Source organism: Shewanella hanedai, assembly GCF_007197645.1.
Classification (GTDB): domain Bacteria; phylum Pseudomonadota; class Gammaproteobacteria; order Enterobacterales; family Shewanellaceae; genus Shewanella; species Shewanella hanedai.
In genome coordinates this window covers 33,442-51,066 of the sequence record NZ_VKGK01000037.1, presented here as the reverse complement: position 1 = coordinate 51,066, position 17,625 = coordinate 33,442, and the positions used below count along the sequence as shown (strand labels likewise).

Sequence of the window (17,625 nt, the reverse complement as noted above, 5' to 3'; positions counted from 1 at the left end):
ACACCTGTGAGTGCCCACACAGATTACTTGATAAATTGTTAAAGAGCGTTGCACTTGATAGTGCGGCCGTTGACGCTAGGTCGTTGGCTTGAGGAGGCGTATTCTACACTCTCCGTGGTTGGCGTCAAGCGCTTATTTTAAGAAGTTTTTCAAGCGATGATTTCTTATACACTCTCGTATGTAAGACACATCTACGAACCACTTAAATTGCTTTTCAACCTGATAAACAATCCTGAGATTATCTACCATGCTTACACATTACATTAGGCTAGAAGCCTGCTGTGCCGTGTCAGTGGTTGCGCATTATAGGGATGTCAGAGAAGAGCGCAACACCTTTTTCATCATTTATGTTTGCCCGCTGAACTTTTATACATTTGCGCTCTATTTTGCTGAAAAAAAGCTCATCCTATATCGATATCTAGCAATATCACTTACTGTATTACTCTATTAAGTTCATTTTTTCGGCAATAGACTAGTGTAATGGTAAATAATTCATTACCATATACCTGCTATTAACAGTTATTTATCATTCTTCAGAGAACCTATATATGCAAAAGCCATTTCTTATCGTTTTGATTATCGCCATAGTAGGCGCATTCGCGTTCACTCAGGTCGCAGACATTAATGCTGCAATCGCTTTCTTTACCGGTGCTATTATCGCAAGTGTTGTATTCGCACTTCAGGGAAAATCATCTTCGGCTAGTAACAATGCCGCAAGCGTTGAACAATATACCGGTCCAACCATGACTCTTTATGTAGGCAACTTGCCTTACCGTGTGCATGAAGGGGAAGTAAAAGAACTATTTGGGAAATACGGACCAGTAAACTCTGTTCGATTAGTACGTGATCGTAAAACAGGTCGTCGTAAAGGATTTGGATTCATTGAGATGTCTGAGGCTGGTGCTCAGAAAGCAATGAGCAAACTTAATGAATTTGATTTCCAAGAGCGAACGTTAAAAGTCAGAGAAGCTAAATCACAAGATGCTGACAAATCTGAAAGCCAGGAAGCTGGAGCTTAATCCTAGTTTCGCGTAACACTAAAATCATTAGCCAGTTTGGACTTTCGAGAGACTTGAAAAACCAAATTCGGCTAGTGACTTTTTCAGACCTTCCTCAATCTCCTGCGTATACAGTGCAACCATCTCTTTATTTCCTGTCTTAAGCTTTACATTCCTCTCAATTAAGCTAGATACACGTGCCGCTACCGCTTTTCCAGAATCGAGCAGTAATACCTCATCACCTAAGTACTCTTGGATCTCATCCTTAAGGATCGGAAAATGAGTGCAACCTAAAACTAACGTATCTAAAGCTGACGCTTTTATAGGATACAAGAGCTGGGATATCTCTTCTTGTAGGATGATGTTACCCGCCGCCTTTTTTTCCGCTAGCAAAACCAATTCAGATGAACCAAATAGCTCAACCTGACAACTGCTAGCAAACTCTTTAATGAGACTATGTGTGTAATCTCTTTTGATAGTACCTGGCGTGGCCAATAGGCCGATATGTTCAGCTTTAGAATATAACGCCGCGGGCTTTATTGCTGGCACTACACCCACAACAGGAATATTTAGTGCCTTTCTTAATACAGGTAGAACAAGGGTACTTGCCGTATTACAGGCAATCACCACTAATGATGCGTTAACTTTATCAACCGTCGCGGCAATAAGTGACTCGCAACCATCGATTAACTCCTGCTCATCGAGTTCACCATAAGGTAAACGGGCATTATCGAATAGGTAGCAGTAGTCTTCATCAGGTAGGACTTTCCTAACTTCTTCTAGGATAGATAAACCACCTACCCCTGAATCAAAAACAAGTATGGGTCCCGACAATGCTTTTCTCCGCTATTTAGATAATATTAGAATTTTCACACAAGAATCTAGAAATCGGAAGCGAGAAACTGGACTTCCTTGCTCTCTAGTATAATAATTCCGCCCCAAATCAAACCAAGGGTGATCAATAAATGAATTTAGCAGCAATGGATCCTACTACCTATGATGCGCAACTCGAAGAAAAGCGTATCAAGCTTGAGAAGATATTCGCTGACTTTGATACACCGAATCTAGAAGTATTTAGTTCTGAGCCAGCTCATTACCGTATGCGTGCAGAATTCCGTATCTGGCATGAAGGTGAAGACATGTACTACTACATGTTTGATAAGGCACTTGACAGTAAAGTTCGTTGTGATCAATTTCTGCCAGCCAGCCAATTGATTAATGACATGATGCCTGCTCTTATCGCAGAGCTAAAGCAAAATACAATGCTTAGGCATAGGTTGTTCCAGATTGATTTTCTCTCAACCCTTAGCGGTGAGATCTTAGTTTCTTTGCTTTATCACAAGCAACTTGATGAGCAGTGGCAAGCAGAAGCCAAAACGCTAAAAGAAACATTGGCCACAAAATTTAACGTCAATATTATTGGTCGAGCACGTAAACAGAAGTTTATCTTCGATAAAGATTTCGTGATTGAGTCACTGCAAGTTAATGGTGAGCAGTTACAGTATCACCAGATTGAAAATAGCTTCACTCAACCAAACGGTAAAGTTTCCGTTAAGATGCTCGAATGGGCCATCGATGTCACTAAAGAAAGCACGGGCGATCTGCTAGAACTCTATTGTGGTAACGGTAATTTCTCCATCGCACTGGCGCAAAACTTCGATCGTGTATTGGCTACTGAACTTGCTAAACCTTCCGTTGAGTCAGCGCAATACAATATCAAGATAAACGAAATTGATAACCTGCAGATAATCCGTATGTCAGCTGAGGACTTTACCGATGCGATGGCAAAGAAACGCAGCTTTAGGCGTTTAGAAGGGATTGATTTAGACAGCTACAACTGCAACACCATTTTTGTCGATCCACCACGTGCGGGAATGGATCCTGATACAGTGAAATTAGTACAAGGCTATGAGCGTATTATTTACATCTCATGCAACCCTAATACTCTTATCGACAATTTAGGTGAGTTAAGCAAAACGCATAACATCACTCGCTTTGCGCTATTTGATCAATTCCCCTATACAGTTCATATGGAGTCAGGGGTTTTCTTAGAGAGAAAATAGTGGTTTGAAAATGTAAAAAGCCAGCTTCATAACGAGCTGGCTTTTTGTCATTGAGCAGGAGTTTATTAGACCGACTGTAACTATCGCTTATCCAACTTCAGTTGTAACGCCTCAGAGCCCATCGCCACCATACGAAGTTGTATCACCAACCTATCCGCTAACGCTTTACGATCGACGCGTTTCATATCAAGTGCAGCCGCTCCAGCATTAAAGACAAGTGTGACTAAAGCTTCAGCCTGTGCATGGGCTAATTCAGGGCTACGCTTTGCTGTCGCTTCAGTATAGTGAGCTAGTTCAGAGATAAAGTGTTCGATTTCACGAGCCACTGCAGCGCGAAATGGCGCAGAGGTACCGGAGCGTTCATGCAACAAGATTCTAAAAACGTTTGGATTAGACTCCAACACCTCCATAAAGGTGTCAACTGAGATGCGTATAACACTTCCACCGGCCTCAGCACGCTGACGACCTTTACGCATCATTTGGCGTAGCGTTAAGCCTCCTTCATCAACCATAGTGAGCCCTAGCTCATTCATGTCTTTGAAATGTCGATAAAACGAGGTAGGTGCTATTTTGGCTTCACGTGCAACTTCACGCAAACTCAGACTAGAAAAACTCCGCTCAGCATTTAATTGGTTAAACGCTGCATCGACTAATGCTCGACGCGTTTTCTCTTTCTGCTGTGCTCTAATGCCCATCATGGCGGATCCGAAAACTAAGTGTTATCACGAGATAATACATTTTTTGATACTAAAACGCAGCCCTTAGATCACCTTTCTAACTTGACCAATTACGTTTCAACAGCTAAATTAGCTTACAGGTGTACGCTCAAAGTTTAACTGGATAATAATAATGACAAAACCTCCACTCATCTGGACAAATGTAGCTCTTTTTACAATCACTTTTCTCGGCGCAGTAGTCCTTGTGCCGTGGTATGGATTAACCTACGGCTATGGCATATCTGAATGGATTGCTTTCATCGCGCTTGCCTTCGCAAGTGGCCTATCGATTACAGCTGGTTACCATAGACTCTGGTCTCATAAGACTTACAAAGCGAAGGCATCGGTTCGCTTTTTGTATGCTCTTGGCGGCGCATTAGCTCTGCAAAACAGTGCACTACACTGGTCATCAGATCATAGAGTGCACCACAAACATGTCGATAATAACGATAGAGATCCCTACTCAGCCAAAATGGGATTCTGGTATAGCCACATAGGTTGGATGCTTAGAGAATACCAAGCACAACGCTATCACGATTATAAAAATGTTCGCGATCTACAGAGCGATAAGATCGTCATGTGGCAGCACAAGCACTATCTAGCATTAGCACTTTTGATGAATATCGGCTTGCCTGCATTTATCGGCTGGCTCAACGGCGATATTTTAGCGATGTTGCTGATGGCGGGTCTATTAAGACTTGTTGTCGTCCATCACTGTACTTTCTTCATCAACTCGCTGGCTCATGTTTGGGGAAGCCAGCCTTATACCGACAAGAATACCGCACGGGATAATGGTGTGATTGCTCTTCTGACCTATGGTGAGGGCTACCATAATTTCCATCATATCTTTGAAAATGATTACCGAAATGGTATTCGTTGGTGGCAATACGACCCAACCAAATGGTTAATCAATACATTAAGCTGGTGTGGATTGGCTAAAGATCTGCGAGTCACACCTCAAGAGCGTATAGAAAGTGCAAAGTTACAGATGCAGCTCAAACGAACACAGAATCGTGTCGCCTTACTCCCTGATGGTGATGAAGTACTTGAGATGCTTCAAAGTGAGTATGAGCTACTTAAAGCACATCTTGCAGAGTATTACGTAGCGAAAAAAGAGCTGCTTGAAGCTAAACGCAAACAACTTGCCAACCAACATCTCATGCTTCAAGTTGATGAATTGAAACTGCGTTTCCAGACTCAACAGAAAAACTGGCAGCTACTAATGGCCTCTTACGCTTAATCTATTCATTGGAGGGTTATCCTTATTGGTAGCCCTCCAGTTACCTTCCTTGTGACTCCTCTTACAAACTCAATAACTCTGCTGATTGAAGTGGTTCAACGATAGGTCTATTATGGCCGATTAACCGAATCACTATGGACTTTGGGCCAATGTTACAATCAGACATCAAACTTACCGAATACAGTCATGGCGCAGGCTGTGGTTGTAAAATATCTCCACAAGTCCTCAGTACCATCCTGGCATCTCAGCTACCTGTTTTTAATGACCCAAATATCCTCGTCGGTAATCAAACCCGAGATGATGCTGCAGTCTATAAGCTCAATGACGAAACAGGGATCATTAGCACTACCGATTTTTTCATGCCCATTGTCGATGATCCTTTTACCTTTGGCCGCATTGCTGCCACTAACGCCATTAGCGATATCTACGCCATGGGCGGTACGCCTATTATGGCGATTGCAATTTTAGGTTGGCCTGTTAATGTTCTTTCGGCAGAAATCGCACAACAAGTTGTTGATGGCGGACGTCAAGCCTGTGCTGATGCTGGTATAATGTTGGCGGGCGGACACAGTATCGATTCTCCAGAACCTATCTTTGGTTTAGCAGTATCAGGGCAGATCCCACTGAGTGAACTAAAGCAAAACGACACAGCTAAACCTGGCGATAAACTCTACCTAACCAAACCCTTGGGTATTGGCATTTTAACAACCGCACAAAAACAGAAAAAGATTGCAGCTGAAGATACTCAGATTGCAGTCGATGCGATGTGCCAGCTCAATAAAATTGGTGCTCTCGCAGCTAAACTCCCAGGCGTAAATGCCATGACAGATGTCACCGGATTTGGCTTAGCTGGTCACCTAATTGAGATGTGTCAGGGAGCAACACTGAACGCACAAATTTCAGTGTCTGCATTACCTTTACTCCCTAAAGCTGAAAAGTATTTGGAACTGGGATGCATTCCCGGTGGTACCCACCGAAACTTCGACAGTTATTGCGAGTTTTTGCCTCAGCTAACCGACACTCAAAAAGCGATTATCTGCGATCCTCAAACCAGTGGCGGCTTATTGATTGCAGTCTCTGGCGAAGCTGAAAGTGAATTAGTCGCACTGCTCACTCAACATGACATTCCAGCCAACTGCATTGGTACTCTGACAGACGTCGAGCAGTTGACCTTAGTGGAACTGATTTAATGAGCAGCAATATCATCCCTAACACCGCTTATAAAGAGATCATGCTCAGCGGACATCCGATGATCGATGTTAGGGCACCGATTGAGTTCGATAAGGGGGCATTTCCATCAAGCAGTAACTATCCCTTAATGCAAGATAGCGAACGCCAACGGGTTGGTACTTGCTATAAAAACCAAGGTCAAGATGCGGCGATTGCATTGGGACACACCTTGGTTAAAGGCGAGATAAAACAGCAAAGGGTTGATGCTTGGTTAACGTTTATTAAGCAAAATCCTAATGCCTATCTGTATTGTTTTCGTGGCGGCTTGAGATCTCAGCTGTCACAGCAGTGGATAAAAGAAGCGGGAATTGATATTCCCTATATCGAAGGCGGTTATAAAGCGATGAGACAATATCTCATCGACACCATAGATAATGCGCCAGCTAAGCAACCCGTGTTCATCCTCAGCGGGATCACTGGTAGCGGCAAGACAGACTTCCTCATCCAACGCTCTGAAGCCGTCGATCTTGAAGGTTTGGCTCACCACAGAGGTTCAAGTTTTGGTCGTTATCATGAAGGACAACCTTCGCAGATTAACTTTGAAAACCAACTGGCTGTAGCTCTGCTTAAGCATCAAGACAGAGATGAGAGATGCTTATTACTGGAAGATGAAAGCTTTTTGATTGGACGTTCCGCTATTCCTAAGGCTTTTTATGCCGGTATGCAGAGTGCTAACATTTTAGTGTTAGAGGAACCTGAAGAGACTCGATTAACTCGCCTGCTAAATGAATACGTACACAAGATGCATTCAGGTTATGTCGACCGTTTAGGTGAAGAGGCCGGTTTCAGCGCTTTTAGTGACTACTTAAGCCAAAGTATCACCAGCATAAAGAAGCGGCTCGGTGGCCAGCTCCATGATGAGTTTCAATCAATCATCTCTCATGCGCTAAATGTTCAACTGCAGCAAAATGATACCCAAGCTCACCTAGAGTGGATTTCGCTCCTGTTGACGCGTTATTACGATCCCATGTACCAGTATCAGCTTGAGCAGAAGCAAGCCAGAGTCATATTCAAAGGATCACATCAAGCGATGCATGAATGGTTAGATAACTACAAAAAATAGTTGTTAGAACAACTTAAGAATGAATAAAGCCCTCAATTGAGGGCTTTATGACTTATTAGTACCAATGATCAAAACAAAGTAATGGTAATTGACTCACTATCATAATTATCAAAATAGGCAGGCCTTAACGCACCTGGTGTTCTTGTTTCTTTAGCCCACTCGCTACGTAGTAATTCTAAACTACCACCTTGATGATATCCAAATGTTGCAAGATACATGCTAGTGACCGAGTCATCGAGAGCATTTTCGATATTGTCGGGTAAAGCCAGATCCGGCATTTCACCTTTTAATGGACCAGTTAGATACCAATCAAAATTAGTCGCATTCACGTCCATAGCGAATGCAGATCTACCAGAACCGATATGGCTAAAGTCGTAAGCTGCTGCATTGTCATTGATAATTCCACTGAACAACTGATTAGCAGCCTCTAACATCAGAGTCTCGTTTTGAGCAATAGTGATATCCTGAACAGATTTAGGATCAGTAACTTTAATTCTACGTACTGAACTGTAATCAATGTTCCCTTGTGCTGTAGACTCTAGATCTACAAAACGATATGCCTGAACGAAGTTGTTTTCATGAAGTCCAGGAAAAATGTACATTTGTCCGATACCAAACTCGGAATGCTTTCTGCCATCAAGGGTATTGGCATAGCTACGAAGATGAGAAACATCATCGGCGTCAGTTTGCACATCCAACAATACACCTAGATTATCTGGCCCTGTAAACATATTTGCAGTCAGTTCAATACCTGATTCTAAGTTATTAATATCCAACAAAGCCCCATAAGCATCTTCGCTACTATTCAATGGGCGTAACATCAGATCCACTCGTGCAAAAGTTTCACCCGGCGCCCGACAAAACTGCTTGCTTAAGTTTTGTCCTGTCAAACTCCACTCTTCATTAGCTATTAGTAAATTATAATCAAGGTAAGTCGTTGCAAGTTCGGAAGTATCAAATTCGAAATTCTGGCATTTACACTGAGCATTTAAATCATCAGAAAAACGACTTTGTATGCCTAAATCATCCCCAACAAAATTCAGTTCAGTATCGATATCATACTGACCATCTTGCATGGTTACTGTCGTAAAATGAGCGCTATCACTATCCCAAGGAAATTCAAGTTTACCTTGGCTATCAGGCGACAACTCCTTAAGCACTGTTCCATCTTTTCTTTGTACAATAACGGTGACATTGGTTGCTGGTCGGCTAAAGTTACACTGAGTTGCCTTTTCTACAAACTCAACAGTTACCATACTGGGAACTTCAGGGGTTCCGCCAGAGTCGGAGCCTCCACCATCACTACCACCGCACCCCGCTAAAGCTATCGAGAAAGCGATTAGACTAAAACTACATTTTTTCATTCTTCAATCCTTTGATATTCTTATTTTCACAACATTATCACACGAAAAACAAACACAAATAAACAATTAACTCAACACCATTACTTGAGCAGAAGCAAGCCAGAGTCATATTCAAAGGATCACATCAAGCGATGCATGAGTGGTTAGATAACTACAAAAAATAGTTGTTAGAACAACTTAAGAATGGATAAAGCCCTCAATTGAGGGCTTTGTTGTCTATTGGGGATTAAAAAGTTAACTCTTTCTGCGTAAGAAATTGATTGCCGAGCGCCGAAAAATGGCTTCTTTGACACAGAGGAAGGTTAATACCAACACATTCCCGACTGCGAGTAAGATAAATAACTCAGTGATCTTCCAGTCAAACAATTGCAATACAATCATCGCTAACAGCGCTGATGTGATCATAAAGAGTGCATTGAGAATATTATTTGCCGCAATCACCTGTGCGCGCTCACTGGCCTTCGCTTTTAACTGAATAAAGCTATAGAGCGGCACGATATAGATCCCCCCACACACGCCGATCATAAAGAGATCAAACATCAATCTGAAATGCGCTGTGGTCATCACAAAATCGGTCGCGTAATACACAAATGCCACTGAACTTGGTATCGCACATACAAAATCGATACCAAACAGGGTTAATCCACATAAGCCAAGAGGGACAATTCCAAGCTCAACTTTCCCTTTAGATAAACGCGCCGAGATAAAAGAACCACTGGCGATACCCAATGAAAACAGTGCTAATAACACTGAAACAACACTGGGATCAGAGAAAAGGAACAGACGAGTAAAATTCGGAAACTGGGTCAGATAAGTCGCGCCAAGAAACCAGAACCAGCTAATGCCTATGATTGCCGCCCAAATTTCATGATGCTGATACACCCACTTTAAAATTTGCCAATTACCTTTGCGCGGTAATTTTTGAACATCAAGCACCGCAGGCAAAGAGGGGATGTTCCAACTGGCAATCACGCCTACCGCCGCTAACAAAACCACGAACATCGCAGTGATCTGCATAGCGTACTCACTGGAGGCTAGTATGCCGGCCCCAACAGTACCGCATAAAATAGCGAGGAAGGTACTAACCCCAACCCAAGCATTACCGCGAACCAATTCTTCAGGCTTCAATGCTTGAGGCAAGAGAGCGTATTTCACTGGACCAAAATAGGCTGATTGAGTCCCCATTAAAAACAGTAAAAACAACATTGAAAGGTAGCTTTGATTCAACATTGCCAACGCAGCACAAGACATCAGCACAAGTTCAGCCAATTTAATTCGCCTGATAAGCCAAGCTTTATCTTTAGCGTCCGCGAGGCAACCAGCATGAGCAGAAAAGATGAGAAAAGGAAGGATGAACACTGCTGCAGCGATATTAACAAACAGATCTATCGACATAGGTAACTGCTCTACACTGGCATAAGCCACCATTAAGAGCAGAACATTCTTATACACATTGTCATTTAATGCACCTAGGCATTGAGTGACAAAATAGGGGAAAAAGCGTCGGCTAAAAAACATGCGACCTCAAGTCAATTTGGGTGTGGTGTAACTCATTAAGAATCGGGGTTCATTTTGGCCAAAATAATCACTTTCAAACCCTATTTGTACAAACCCTAGCTTGAGATAAAGCGACTGTGCGTTATTTTCCGGTGCCACAGTCAACTGAACTTGAGTCACGCCAGTGGGAAGATTATCTAGCAGATGAGATATCAGTTTACGCCCAATCCCCTTACCATGTTGCTCATTGCACACTGCCAAGGACAAAAGCCAACAAAGATGAGCTTCAGTCCCAGATGACGCCAATAAATACCCAACAACATTAGCTTGATTATCCTTTGCCACTAAAAAACCAGCTGGCCAACAATCAAGGGCTTGTCTAAAGAAAAAATCGGGATAACTGTGGCCGTGGAAGCAACGCTGCTCAAGCGCATCTATGCCTTGAAGATCATCCTTATCAGCAAGGCATATTTGTATTGAATCACTCATTGATCAATATCTGATCCCACTCCAGTTGAGGAGAGCCAACTACAATGAAATTCGGGTTTTCTAAGCTATCTCTTTCGTTATAGGTTAGAGGTTGTAGGGTGATATCCATTATTTCCCCACCCGCCTCTTCTACAATAATCTGAGCAGCCCCCGTATCCCATTCACCTGTAGGGCCAATACGGACATAGCAATCCGCCTTGCCTTCCGCAATTAAACAGCTTTTCAAGGCAGCACCACCAAGTACCACTAAATCACAATGCTTAGAATGGTTAAACAATTTAAGGACTGATTCGGGGTCTTGGCGACGACTTACCGCCAATGTTAAGGCAGGATCATTACACTTAGGGAGCTGACGACTCATAATGCGACATTCAGACTCTTTATCACGCTTATAAGCACCTAAGCCTGCAATCGCGTAATAACAAATTTCGGTCATCGGCACATAGACAATGCCCATTATCGGTCGATTGTGTTCAACTAACGCGATAATCACTGAGAAATCACCACTACCAGCAATAAATTCGCCCGTGCCATCTAAAGGATCAACTAACCAATATCGCTCCCAATGCTGCCGAGTCGCGAAAGGGATATTGGCATCCTCTTCCGATAAAACGGGAATATCAGGCGTTAATGCCTGCAATGCAGAAGTAATAATATTATGCGCAGCAATATCAGCCGAAGTCACAGGCGTATTATCTGACTTAGTCTCTTTCTCGAATGTCCCTTTCAGATAGATATCGCGGATCTCCTTACCCGCCACCATCGCAATTTCAATGACCTGCTCAACATAATCTTCTGGCTTCATAACTGCTCCAACAGCCTATTACTTACTACTTTACGACTCAAAAAATTTAAAAAGAGTACTGATTTTCTTATTATAGTTTTAGGTATTTCTGAGCTAAAAACAAGGCGCTTACGCTTCTTGATTCGGAAAAATCTTCCTGTTCTAGCAATGCTTGCCATTGTTCAATCGGCCAAGGTACAAGCTCTATCGGTTCTGGCTCATCTCCCTCTAGCTTACTTTCATAAAGATCTTCGGCAATAAAAATCTGCATCTTACTGGCAAAATATCCTGGAGCGAGACTCAACTCCATTAGATGGGTCAACTTTCTGGAGCCATAACCAATCTCTTCCTGTAACTCACGATTTGCCGCCTCATGGGCCTCTTCCCCCGGATCAATTAAGCCTTTAGGAAAACCAAGCTCATAAGAGTGAGTGCCTGCCGCATACTCACGACCTAACAATAATGTGTCACGGTTTAGCACAGGAACCACCATCACAGCACCGCGATTATTGCCCTTCATTCTTTCGTAATATCGCTCGACCTGATTAGAGAATTTCAGGTGCAACTGTTCAATTTTAAACAAACGACTCTGAGCAACTATTTCTGCTCCTAGAATTTCTGGCTTCTTGTCATTCATGAAAGTCCCTGACTAAAATTGGTATTTCGTATAATCTTACTACATATGCTCAAATTTCTTCAAAGAACGCAAACTGAATTCGTATATATATGCCAGCATTAACAATCATTCTAACAACCGCAGACAGCAAACTTTGATAAAAACTAACAATTAAGGATTTGGGCTGAAATATGTTTCCTTGGAATAAGATTGATACCGTATTACTTGATATGGACGGTACCCTACTCGACCTGCATTTCGATAATCATTTCTGGCTGCAAATTGTCCCTAATGAACTCAGTCGTCAAAGGGCTATCAGCACACAAGATGCAATGAAATTAGTTGAGTCGGCTTATGGCAAAGTATTTGGTACTCTAGAGTGGTATTGTTTTGATTTTTGGCAGAAGGAATTGGGATTAGACATCTTAGCTCTACATAAAACCTCGGCAGGTAAGATTAAGCTAAGGCAAGACAGCATGCCGTTTCTTGTCGCTCTTGAGTCACAAAACAAATCACGAATCTTAGCCACCAATGCCCACCCCAACAGCTTAGCGTTAAAGCTTGAACAAACAGATTTAGGCTTAGGTTTAGATCAGATGATCTCAAGTCATGAAACCGGTTACCCCAAAGAACACCCTGTTTTTTGGCAACACCTATTCAAACAATTCTCTTTAGATCCAGCACGCTGCTTGTTCATCGACGACAGCGAAGCAATTTTACACGCATCTAAAGAGGCCGGAGTTGGCTATCAACTTGGAATCACCAACCCCGACAGCCAAAAACCACACAAGGTTTTTCATGATTTCCCCGCTATTGGAGATTTCCATCTTTTGCTAGATGACCTGTTAGCAAAATGAGTTTTCAGCCGTTCAAATGAACGCCAATGACATTTTCTATTCATGACGCTCCCTTTGTTTTCTACCAAATAATAAAACGATTTTTCACCACAGAGCGCTGCGCTTCACGGAGATCTCGAAGAAAAGCTGGAATTTGCTATTGATTTTCTCCGTGGTAAATAGCTTTGTTTGTCTATTTGTTATAGTGATGCAAAATGATCATCCACTTTGATTGTATCTTCCTTGCTAGGTGATAAAAACTAGCCAAATTTAGTAAGATAGCTAAAACGCAACCAGTAGTTGACAAAATAACAACTGAGCTTGCTAGTCTGCAACCACCTAGTTTTCTAAGCTGGCGACTCAATTACACATCAGGGAAGTATCTTATGATTTTAGCAGAAAAGATTATCAGGTTAAGGAAACAACTAGGTTGGTCGCAGGAAGAGTTAGCGGAAAAAATGGCTATATCTCGACAGTCAGTATCTAAATGGGAGAGCACTAATAGCATCCCAGATTTAAATAAAATTATTAAACTGGCCGACATTTTTGAAGTTTCAACTGACTTCCTACTTAAAGATGAATATGAAGCTAATAGCTACAGCGATGAACCTAAACCATCAAACCTTAAGCAAGTCAGTTTAGAGCAAGCCACACAATACGTTAACAGCAAAATACAAGAAGCAGCGTTGGTAACAAAAGGCGTAGTTTTGTCTGTTTGCTCTGCAATACCTCTATTTTTCTTTCTGGCAATGGCTGAGAGCCAACGAGTGGGTATAACCGATGATGTAGCTACCACTATAGGATTGGTGTGCGTGCTGATGTTAGTTGCAACGGCAGTCAGCTTTTTTATAAAAACCAACCAATTTAAAAATGATACCAGCGCGATTGAAAACCAAGATTTTGAACTGGCTTATGGCGTTCACAGTATTTTTAGCGAGCGACTAATAGCATATCAACCTAGCTATAACCGCAGCTTGTCCATCGCGGTTAGTCTGTTTATTTTCAGCTTTGTACCACTGATAGTCGTCAACCAGTTTTTTGATACTCCAGGAATGACGTTAATGATGATAACCGTCCTGTTATTAATGGTATCAGCAGGACTATTTATCATCATCCCAGCATCAACAAAGTTCGATGCATATAACCGTATTCTACAAGATAAGGGATTAGAAACAGAACAAACTAGACGCAGCAAACGTGCAGAGAAGCTGGCCGCTTTTTATTGGCCATTATTAATAGCAATTTTTCTAGGATGGAGCCTTTGGACCATGGATTGGGGCATCACTTGGATTATTTGGCCCGTAGGTGCAATACTCTTTGCCGCCTTGGTAGGCTTAATGGAATTATTAGAGAAGCCTCAAAACAGCTAAATCGATCAATGAGTGCAATCGTTTAACCCCACAAATCGTTAATGGCGTTCGAATGAACGCCAAATACATTTTTATCCGTTAGCCATCCCCCTGAACTCACTCTTGTTGCTAATAGTCGAATCTAATTTGATAACTTTTAGCTGAGTGTGTATTGGGTAGGTTGTTGAAGCTCGAACCTTCATGGTTACTTATCGCCTCCAGCGGGGCAATGTACAGATGCTTCTGCGAGACGCTGTGAAGCCATCCCTACCTAAAAGCCAGTTCAGCATCCAGCTTCTCGTTCGTAAACTTGAAGCTTCGCTTCACTCACCGTCCCACAGAAGTAGCTACATGTGAGCCTGCTGCAAGCAATAGATACATTTAAAGTTATGGTATTAAACTACGGACAAAGGGGTCGTAGCCAATAGCCTTCTAAGCATTGTCAGATTATTTATGACTCTTCACTCTAATCGAAGAGATAAACACTCAGGTGTGAATGCGGCTGTGACCTTCCGTGACAGGGACGTCACGGTAGAGCCCACAGGGATTGTGCTTGCGGCGTGTCACAGAAGTATTTACACATTCAGCGAGCCGCAGGCTATAAGTAGCAATTACTCCATGCCATTCAATAAGCTGAATAGACTAAGTCTGAAAATGGTTTATTAAAAGGTACTTAAAACTTGTTACCTGACAAGGTCATAATGACGTGTCACAGAGGTATTTACACATTAAGCGAGCCGCAGGCTATAGATTAATTAGAGGGTATGGTTACCTATAAACTATCTAATACCAAACCAGCCCAATGGAACCAGTAAACCTAACCCAAAAAGATACTTCAAACTTGCTATCAGACAAGTTAGCTAATCTCGCAAGTTGAACCCCCTTTCTTGCACTAAAAGGGGATTCTACCTTGGTAACTAATTGGATAATAACCTTGGCTGTCTTTCTTACCTAAGAATGCTAGGGCTTTCTTCAGATCTGCTGGTTGAGATGAAGTCTCTTTTATTTTTGCCGAAACCTGTACCATCTTATCCGCTTTGACCAATACTGTGCCATCAAGACCCAGCTTGTTCATCTCTTCGTCTGATCTCACTTTGATGTTGCCATCTTCACAGCTAAGTCCTAGCTCGATATCACCCAAGGGGTAGTTACCGAATTGATTTTTCACCTGAACATGGTTAAGAAATACTTTGCCATTGAGCTGTTCACACCAAGGTGTTCCCTGCTGCAGCGTATCGACAAACAGGCTAACGTCCCCATTGATTACAGTACGGAAAGGTAAACGTGCTTTGCCTAACAGAAAACTGCTTGGTGCCTCGAACCTTAGTCCTTTTACATCGATACCACTCATAGAGACAGTAACCAATCCTTTGCCGTTTACCGCTGAAGCACGATTACCAATAACAAAATCTAATTTGGCTTCGCCTAAGAAAAGACTCCACGGGCTTAATGTCCATTGTGCTTGCTCGACTTGTCGCCCTTGTATATTGAGGGTTTCAACCTTGCCTGACCATATAGAGCCAGAGACCCCTGTGAGTGTGACATTACTTGGCAACGGGGCCAGTTTAACGGCGATACTTGCCGGAAACAGTGCGACCATAAAAACCAGATAAATCGCCACACCTAGAATAATCTTTTTCGTTAAATTCACTACAACACCTTCATTAAAACCATCAGCTCTTTACTGTGAAAGCTGAATACGGCGAACCTTAACCAAACCTGGCAGATCGGACTCTGCAAGGTCGATACTATCCAGCGATAACCCTTTTACCTGTACGAGTTCATTCAAATAACCCAGTAAAGAATCGAAAGGAACATCATCCATCCAAATTTGTATCTTATTGCCCTGAGGTTGCATACGAGTGATCTCAAGACCAAAGGTGCCAGCAGTCTGGTTCACTGCAGCGCTTAAGCTACCTTTAAAGCTCTTCTGATTGCCACTTTGCTCTAGACCCGCAATTTTATTTGCAGTCTGCTTAACAAAATTTAAGGTGTTTTGTTGAGCCTTTAAGCCGCGTTCAGCATCTGACTCGGCATTGACGATTGGAGTCCAAATCCCCCAATACAAAATTGCTAAAAGTAAAAATCCGCCACAGGTTCCAACCAGTTGCTGCTCTCGTAAGATCAGTCCGCTCCACCAAGCTTTCAGATTCTCCATCTTATTTACTCCTCAGCGTTAGTGTACTGGTCACAGAGTCTTCACCGCTGTTCATTGCGCCAGAATCAAGCTTATAAGACGCAGAGACGATGGTTTTAAACTGTTCGACCTGAGCGTAGCTCTTCGCGGTCACCTGCATTCTTAATTCGCCACGGGCACTATCAAAGCGCAAGGTTAATGGCTTTAACTCTGGCACTTGGGTAAAGGCTGGCTCTAGGCCTTGCAGCATGGTGAAAAACTCACTGCCACCGCCACTGCCCTGCATGCTCCGCAATTTTTTATCCATCTGAGATCTCAGATTTACAATTCTGGAACTGCCAGGAACAGCTTGCTTGTATATCGCTTCACTTTCCGCCTTCAGTCTGGCTTGTTCAGTGTTCATTTGGTGTATATTCAGGCCCTTATTCATAAGGCCTAGCACCAAAGCAACGCCAATCACAATGGCAACATTACGCCATAAAACTAGGTTTTTACCATAATCACGCTTGGGTGTATAAATTCCCGATAATAGGTTTAATGGCGCAGAAAGTATTCCTTTGGCCAACACTAACATCGGTAATTCAAGGGCTTGAGGTTTAATATCGGTGCCAGCAAATGCAAGTTCACTGTGTCCCGCCACTGTCACTTGGGTCTCTTGCCCTTCAGGAAACATTTTAGGCAAGACTAGATCCAACCAATCCCGCGTTAAACTGACACCAGAGCCTTCGCCAGTTCTGACTAAATACTCTTCGTTAAACTGAATTGCTGCCCACTGACAACCATCAAGAGGCAAAGCCAAGCAGTCCGGTACAATACTTTTGACCTTGAGATCTGCATCACTTAACCAACTCATCCAGTCTTGCATCTGCTGATGGGCAACAACTGCAACACTCAAGGCACCATCGGTACGAGGACCGGGCACAAAATGCAGCTTATCGACATTTTCAGCCAGAGACTCTTCAAGCATAAATGGTAGCGCCTGAATTGCTTGACGCTGGCCTTTTTCAGGCAACTCTACTGAGGTTAACGTGATCGCTGATGATGGCACTAATACGTCCACAGGACGGTTACCCGCACGCTCAGTTAAGCTTGCCAGTGCTGCCGCATCTTTGACTTCACCCGAAGCAATAATCTCTTGCTCTTGCTCGGACCACACCAGCCAAGAGCAAGCTTGCTCTGAACTTGCCCCTAAGCGAATAAATAATCTTTCACTCACATTCATTCTCCACCTATCTCATGGCAT

Annotated in this window: 17 protein-coding genes; 7 read left to right on the top strand and 10 right to left on the bottom strand. The window is 42.8% G+C overall.

Annotated features, from left to right (window positions below; all coding sequences use genetic code 11):
• Positions 1–548: 548 nt before the first annotated feature.
• A complete protein-coding gene (locus tag FN961_RS21805) occupies positions 549–1,019 on the top strand; it encodes an RNA recognition motif domain-containing protein (protein WP_144042280.1) in 471 nt (156 codons plus the stop codon).
• A gap of 27 nt (positions 1,020–1,046) precedes the next feature.
• Here FN961_RS21805 and murI read toward each other — a convergent pair whose 3' ends face one another.
• A complete protein-coding gene (gene murI, locus FN961_RS21800) occupies positions 1,047–1,832 on the bottom strand; it encodes a glutamate racemase (protein ID WP_144042279.1) in 786 nt (261 codons plus the stop codon).
• Between the two features lie 131 nt (positions 1,833–1,963).
• On the opposite strand from murI, the gene trmA reads away from it, so the two are divergent.
• Positions 1,964–3,061 (top strand): tRNA (uridine(54)-C5)-methyltransferase TrmA, encoded by a 1,098-nt coding sequence (trmA, locus tag FN961_RS21795; RefSeq protein WP_144042278.1) that lies wholly within the window; start codon positions 1,964–1,966, stop codon positions 3,059–3,061.
• Between the two features lie 80 nt (positions 3,062–3,141).
• Here the strand turns inward: trmA and fabR are convergent, their stop codons facing one another.
• On the bottom strand, positions 3,142–3,756 hold the full coding sequence (gene fabR, locus FN961_RS21790) for an HTH-type transcriptional repressor FabR (RefSeq protein WP_144042285.1): 615 nt from the start codon (positions 3,754–3,756) through the stop codon (positions 3,142–3,144).
• 154 nt (positions 3,757–3,910) lie between these two features.
• Here fabR and FN961_RS21785 point away from each other — a divergent pair, with 154 nt between their 5' ends.
• From FN961_RS21785 to mnmH, 3 genes are all read left to right on the top strand, one after another.
• The gene (locus FN961_RS21785; protein WP_144042277.1) at positions 3,911–5,017 is read left to right on the top strand and encodes a fatty acid desaturase; all 1,107 of its coding nucleotides are present in this window, start codon (positions 3,911–3,913) and stop codon (positions 5,015–5,017) included.
• A 149-nt stretch (positions 5,018–5,166) separates the two neighbouring features.
• The gene (gene selD, locus FN961_RS21780; RefSeq protein WP_144042276.1) at positions 5,167–6,207 is read left to right on the top strand and encodes a selenide, water dikinase SelD; all 1,041 of its coding nucleotides are present in this window, start codon (positions 5,167–5,169) and stop codon (positions 6,205–6,207) included.
• Complete coding sequence (mnmH, locus tag FN961_RS21775; protein WP_144042275.1) at positions 6,207–7,310, top strand: tRNA 2-selenouridine(34) synthase MnmH; 1,104 nt, start codon at positions 6,207–6,209, stop codon at positions 7,308–7,310. The genes selD and mnmH overlap by 1 nt, the downstream gene beginning before the upstream one ends.
• A 68-nt stretch (positions 7,311–7,378) precedes the next feature.
• On the opposite strand, the gene FN961_RS21770 is transcribed toward mnmH, so the two are convergent.
• From FN961_RS21770 to nudE, 5 genes are all read right to left on the bottom strand, one after another.
• Positions 7,379–8,674, bottom strand: a complete 1,296-nt coding sequence (locus FN961_RS21770; protein ID WP_144042274.1) for a hypothetical protein — start codon at positions 8,672–8,674, stop codon at positions 7,379–7,381.
• A gap of 234 nt (positions 8,675–8,908) precedes the next feature.
• Positions 8,909–10,192 (bottom strand): MFS transporter, encoded by a 1,284-nt coding sequence (locus FN961_RS21765; protein WP_144042273.1) that lies wholly within the window; start codon positions 10,190–10,192, stop codon positions 8,909–8,911.
• A 6-nt stretch (positions 10,193–10,198) separates the two neighbouring features.
• Positions 10,199–10,660: a GNAT family N-acetyltransferase gene (locus FN961_RS21760; RefSeq protein WP_144042272.1), complete on the bottom strand. Its 462-nt coding sequence runs from the start codon at positions 10,658–10,660 to the stop codon at positions 10,199–10,201.
• Complete coding sequence (gene cysQ, locus FN961_RS21755) at positions 10,653–11,465, bottom strand: 3'(2'),5'-bisphosphate nucleotidase CysQ (protein WP_144042271.1); 813 nt, start codon at positions 11,463–11,465, stop codon at positions 10,653–10,655. The genes FN961_RS21760 and cysQ overlap by 8 nt, the downstream gene beginning before the upstream one ends.
• A 70-nt stretch (positions 11,466–11,535) precedes the next feature.
• Positions 11,536–12,081, bottom strand: coding sequence for an ADP compounds hydrolase NudE (nudE, locus tag FN961_RS21750; RefSeq protein WP_144042270.1), 546 nt, complete (start codon positions 12,079–12,081; stop codon positions 11,536–11,538).
• Between the two features lie 170 nt (positions 12,082–12,251).
• On the opposite strand from nudE, the gene yrfG reads away from it, so the two are divergent.
• Both yrfG and FN961_RS21740 read left to right on the top strand, forming a co-directional pair.
• Positions 12,252–12,917, top strand: coding sequence for a GMP/IMP nucleotidase (gene yrfG, locus FN961_RS21745; protein ID WP_144042269.1), 666 nt, complete (start codon positions 12,252–12,254; stop codon positions 12,915–12,917).
• A 365-nt stretch (positions 12,918–13,282) separates the two neighbouring features.
• Positions 13,283–14,266, top strand: coding sequence for a helix-turn-helix domain-containing protein (locus FN961_RS21740; RefSeq protein WP_144042268.1), 984 nt, complete (start codon positions 13,283–13,285; stop codon positions 14,264–14,266).
• A gap of 871 nt (positions 14,267–15,137) precedes the next feature.
• Here the strand turns inward: FN961_RS21740 and FN961_RS21730 are convergent.
• The 3 genes from FN961_RS21730 to gspL are packed head-to-tail and all read right to left on the bottom strand — an operon-like array spanning position 15,138 to position 17,598.
• Positions 15,138–15,896: a type II secretion system protein N gene (locus FN961_RS21730; protein ID WP_144042266.1), complete on the bottom strand. Its 759-nt coding sequence runs from the start codon at positions 15,894–15,896 to the stop codon at positions 15,138–15,140.
• 30 nt (positions 15,897–15,926) lie between these two features.
• Entirely contained in the window at positions 15,927–16,403 is a 477-nt protein-coding gene (locus FN961_RS21725; RefSeq protein WP_144042265.1) for a type II secretion system protein M, read from the bottom strand.
• 1 nt (position 16,404) lies between these two features.
• A complete protein-coding gene (gspL, locus tag FN961_RS21720; protein ID WP_144042264.1) occupies positions 16,405–17,598 on the bottom strand; it encodes a type II secretion system protein GspL in 1,194 nt (397 codons plus the stop codon).
• Positions 17,599–17,625 lie beyond the last annotated feature (27 nt).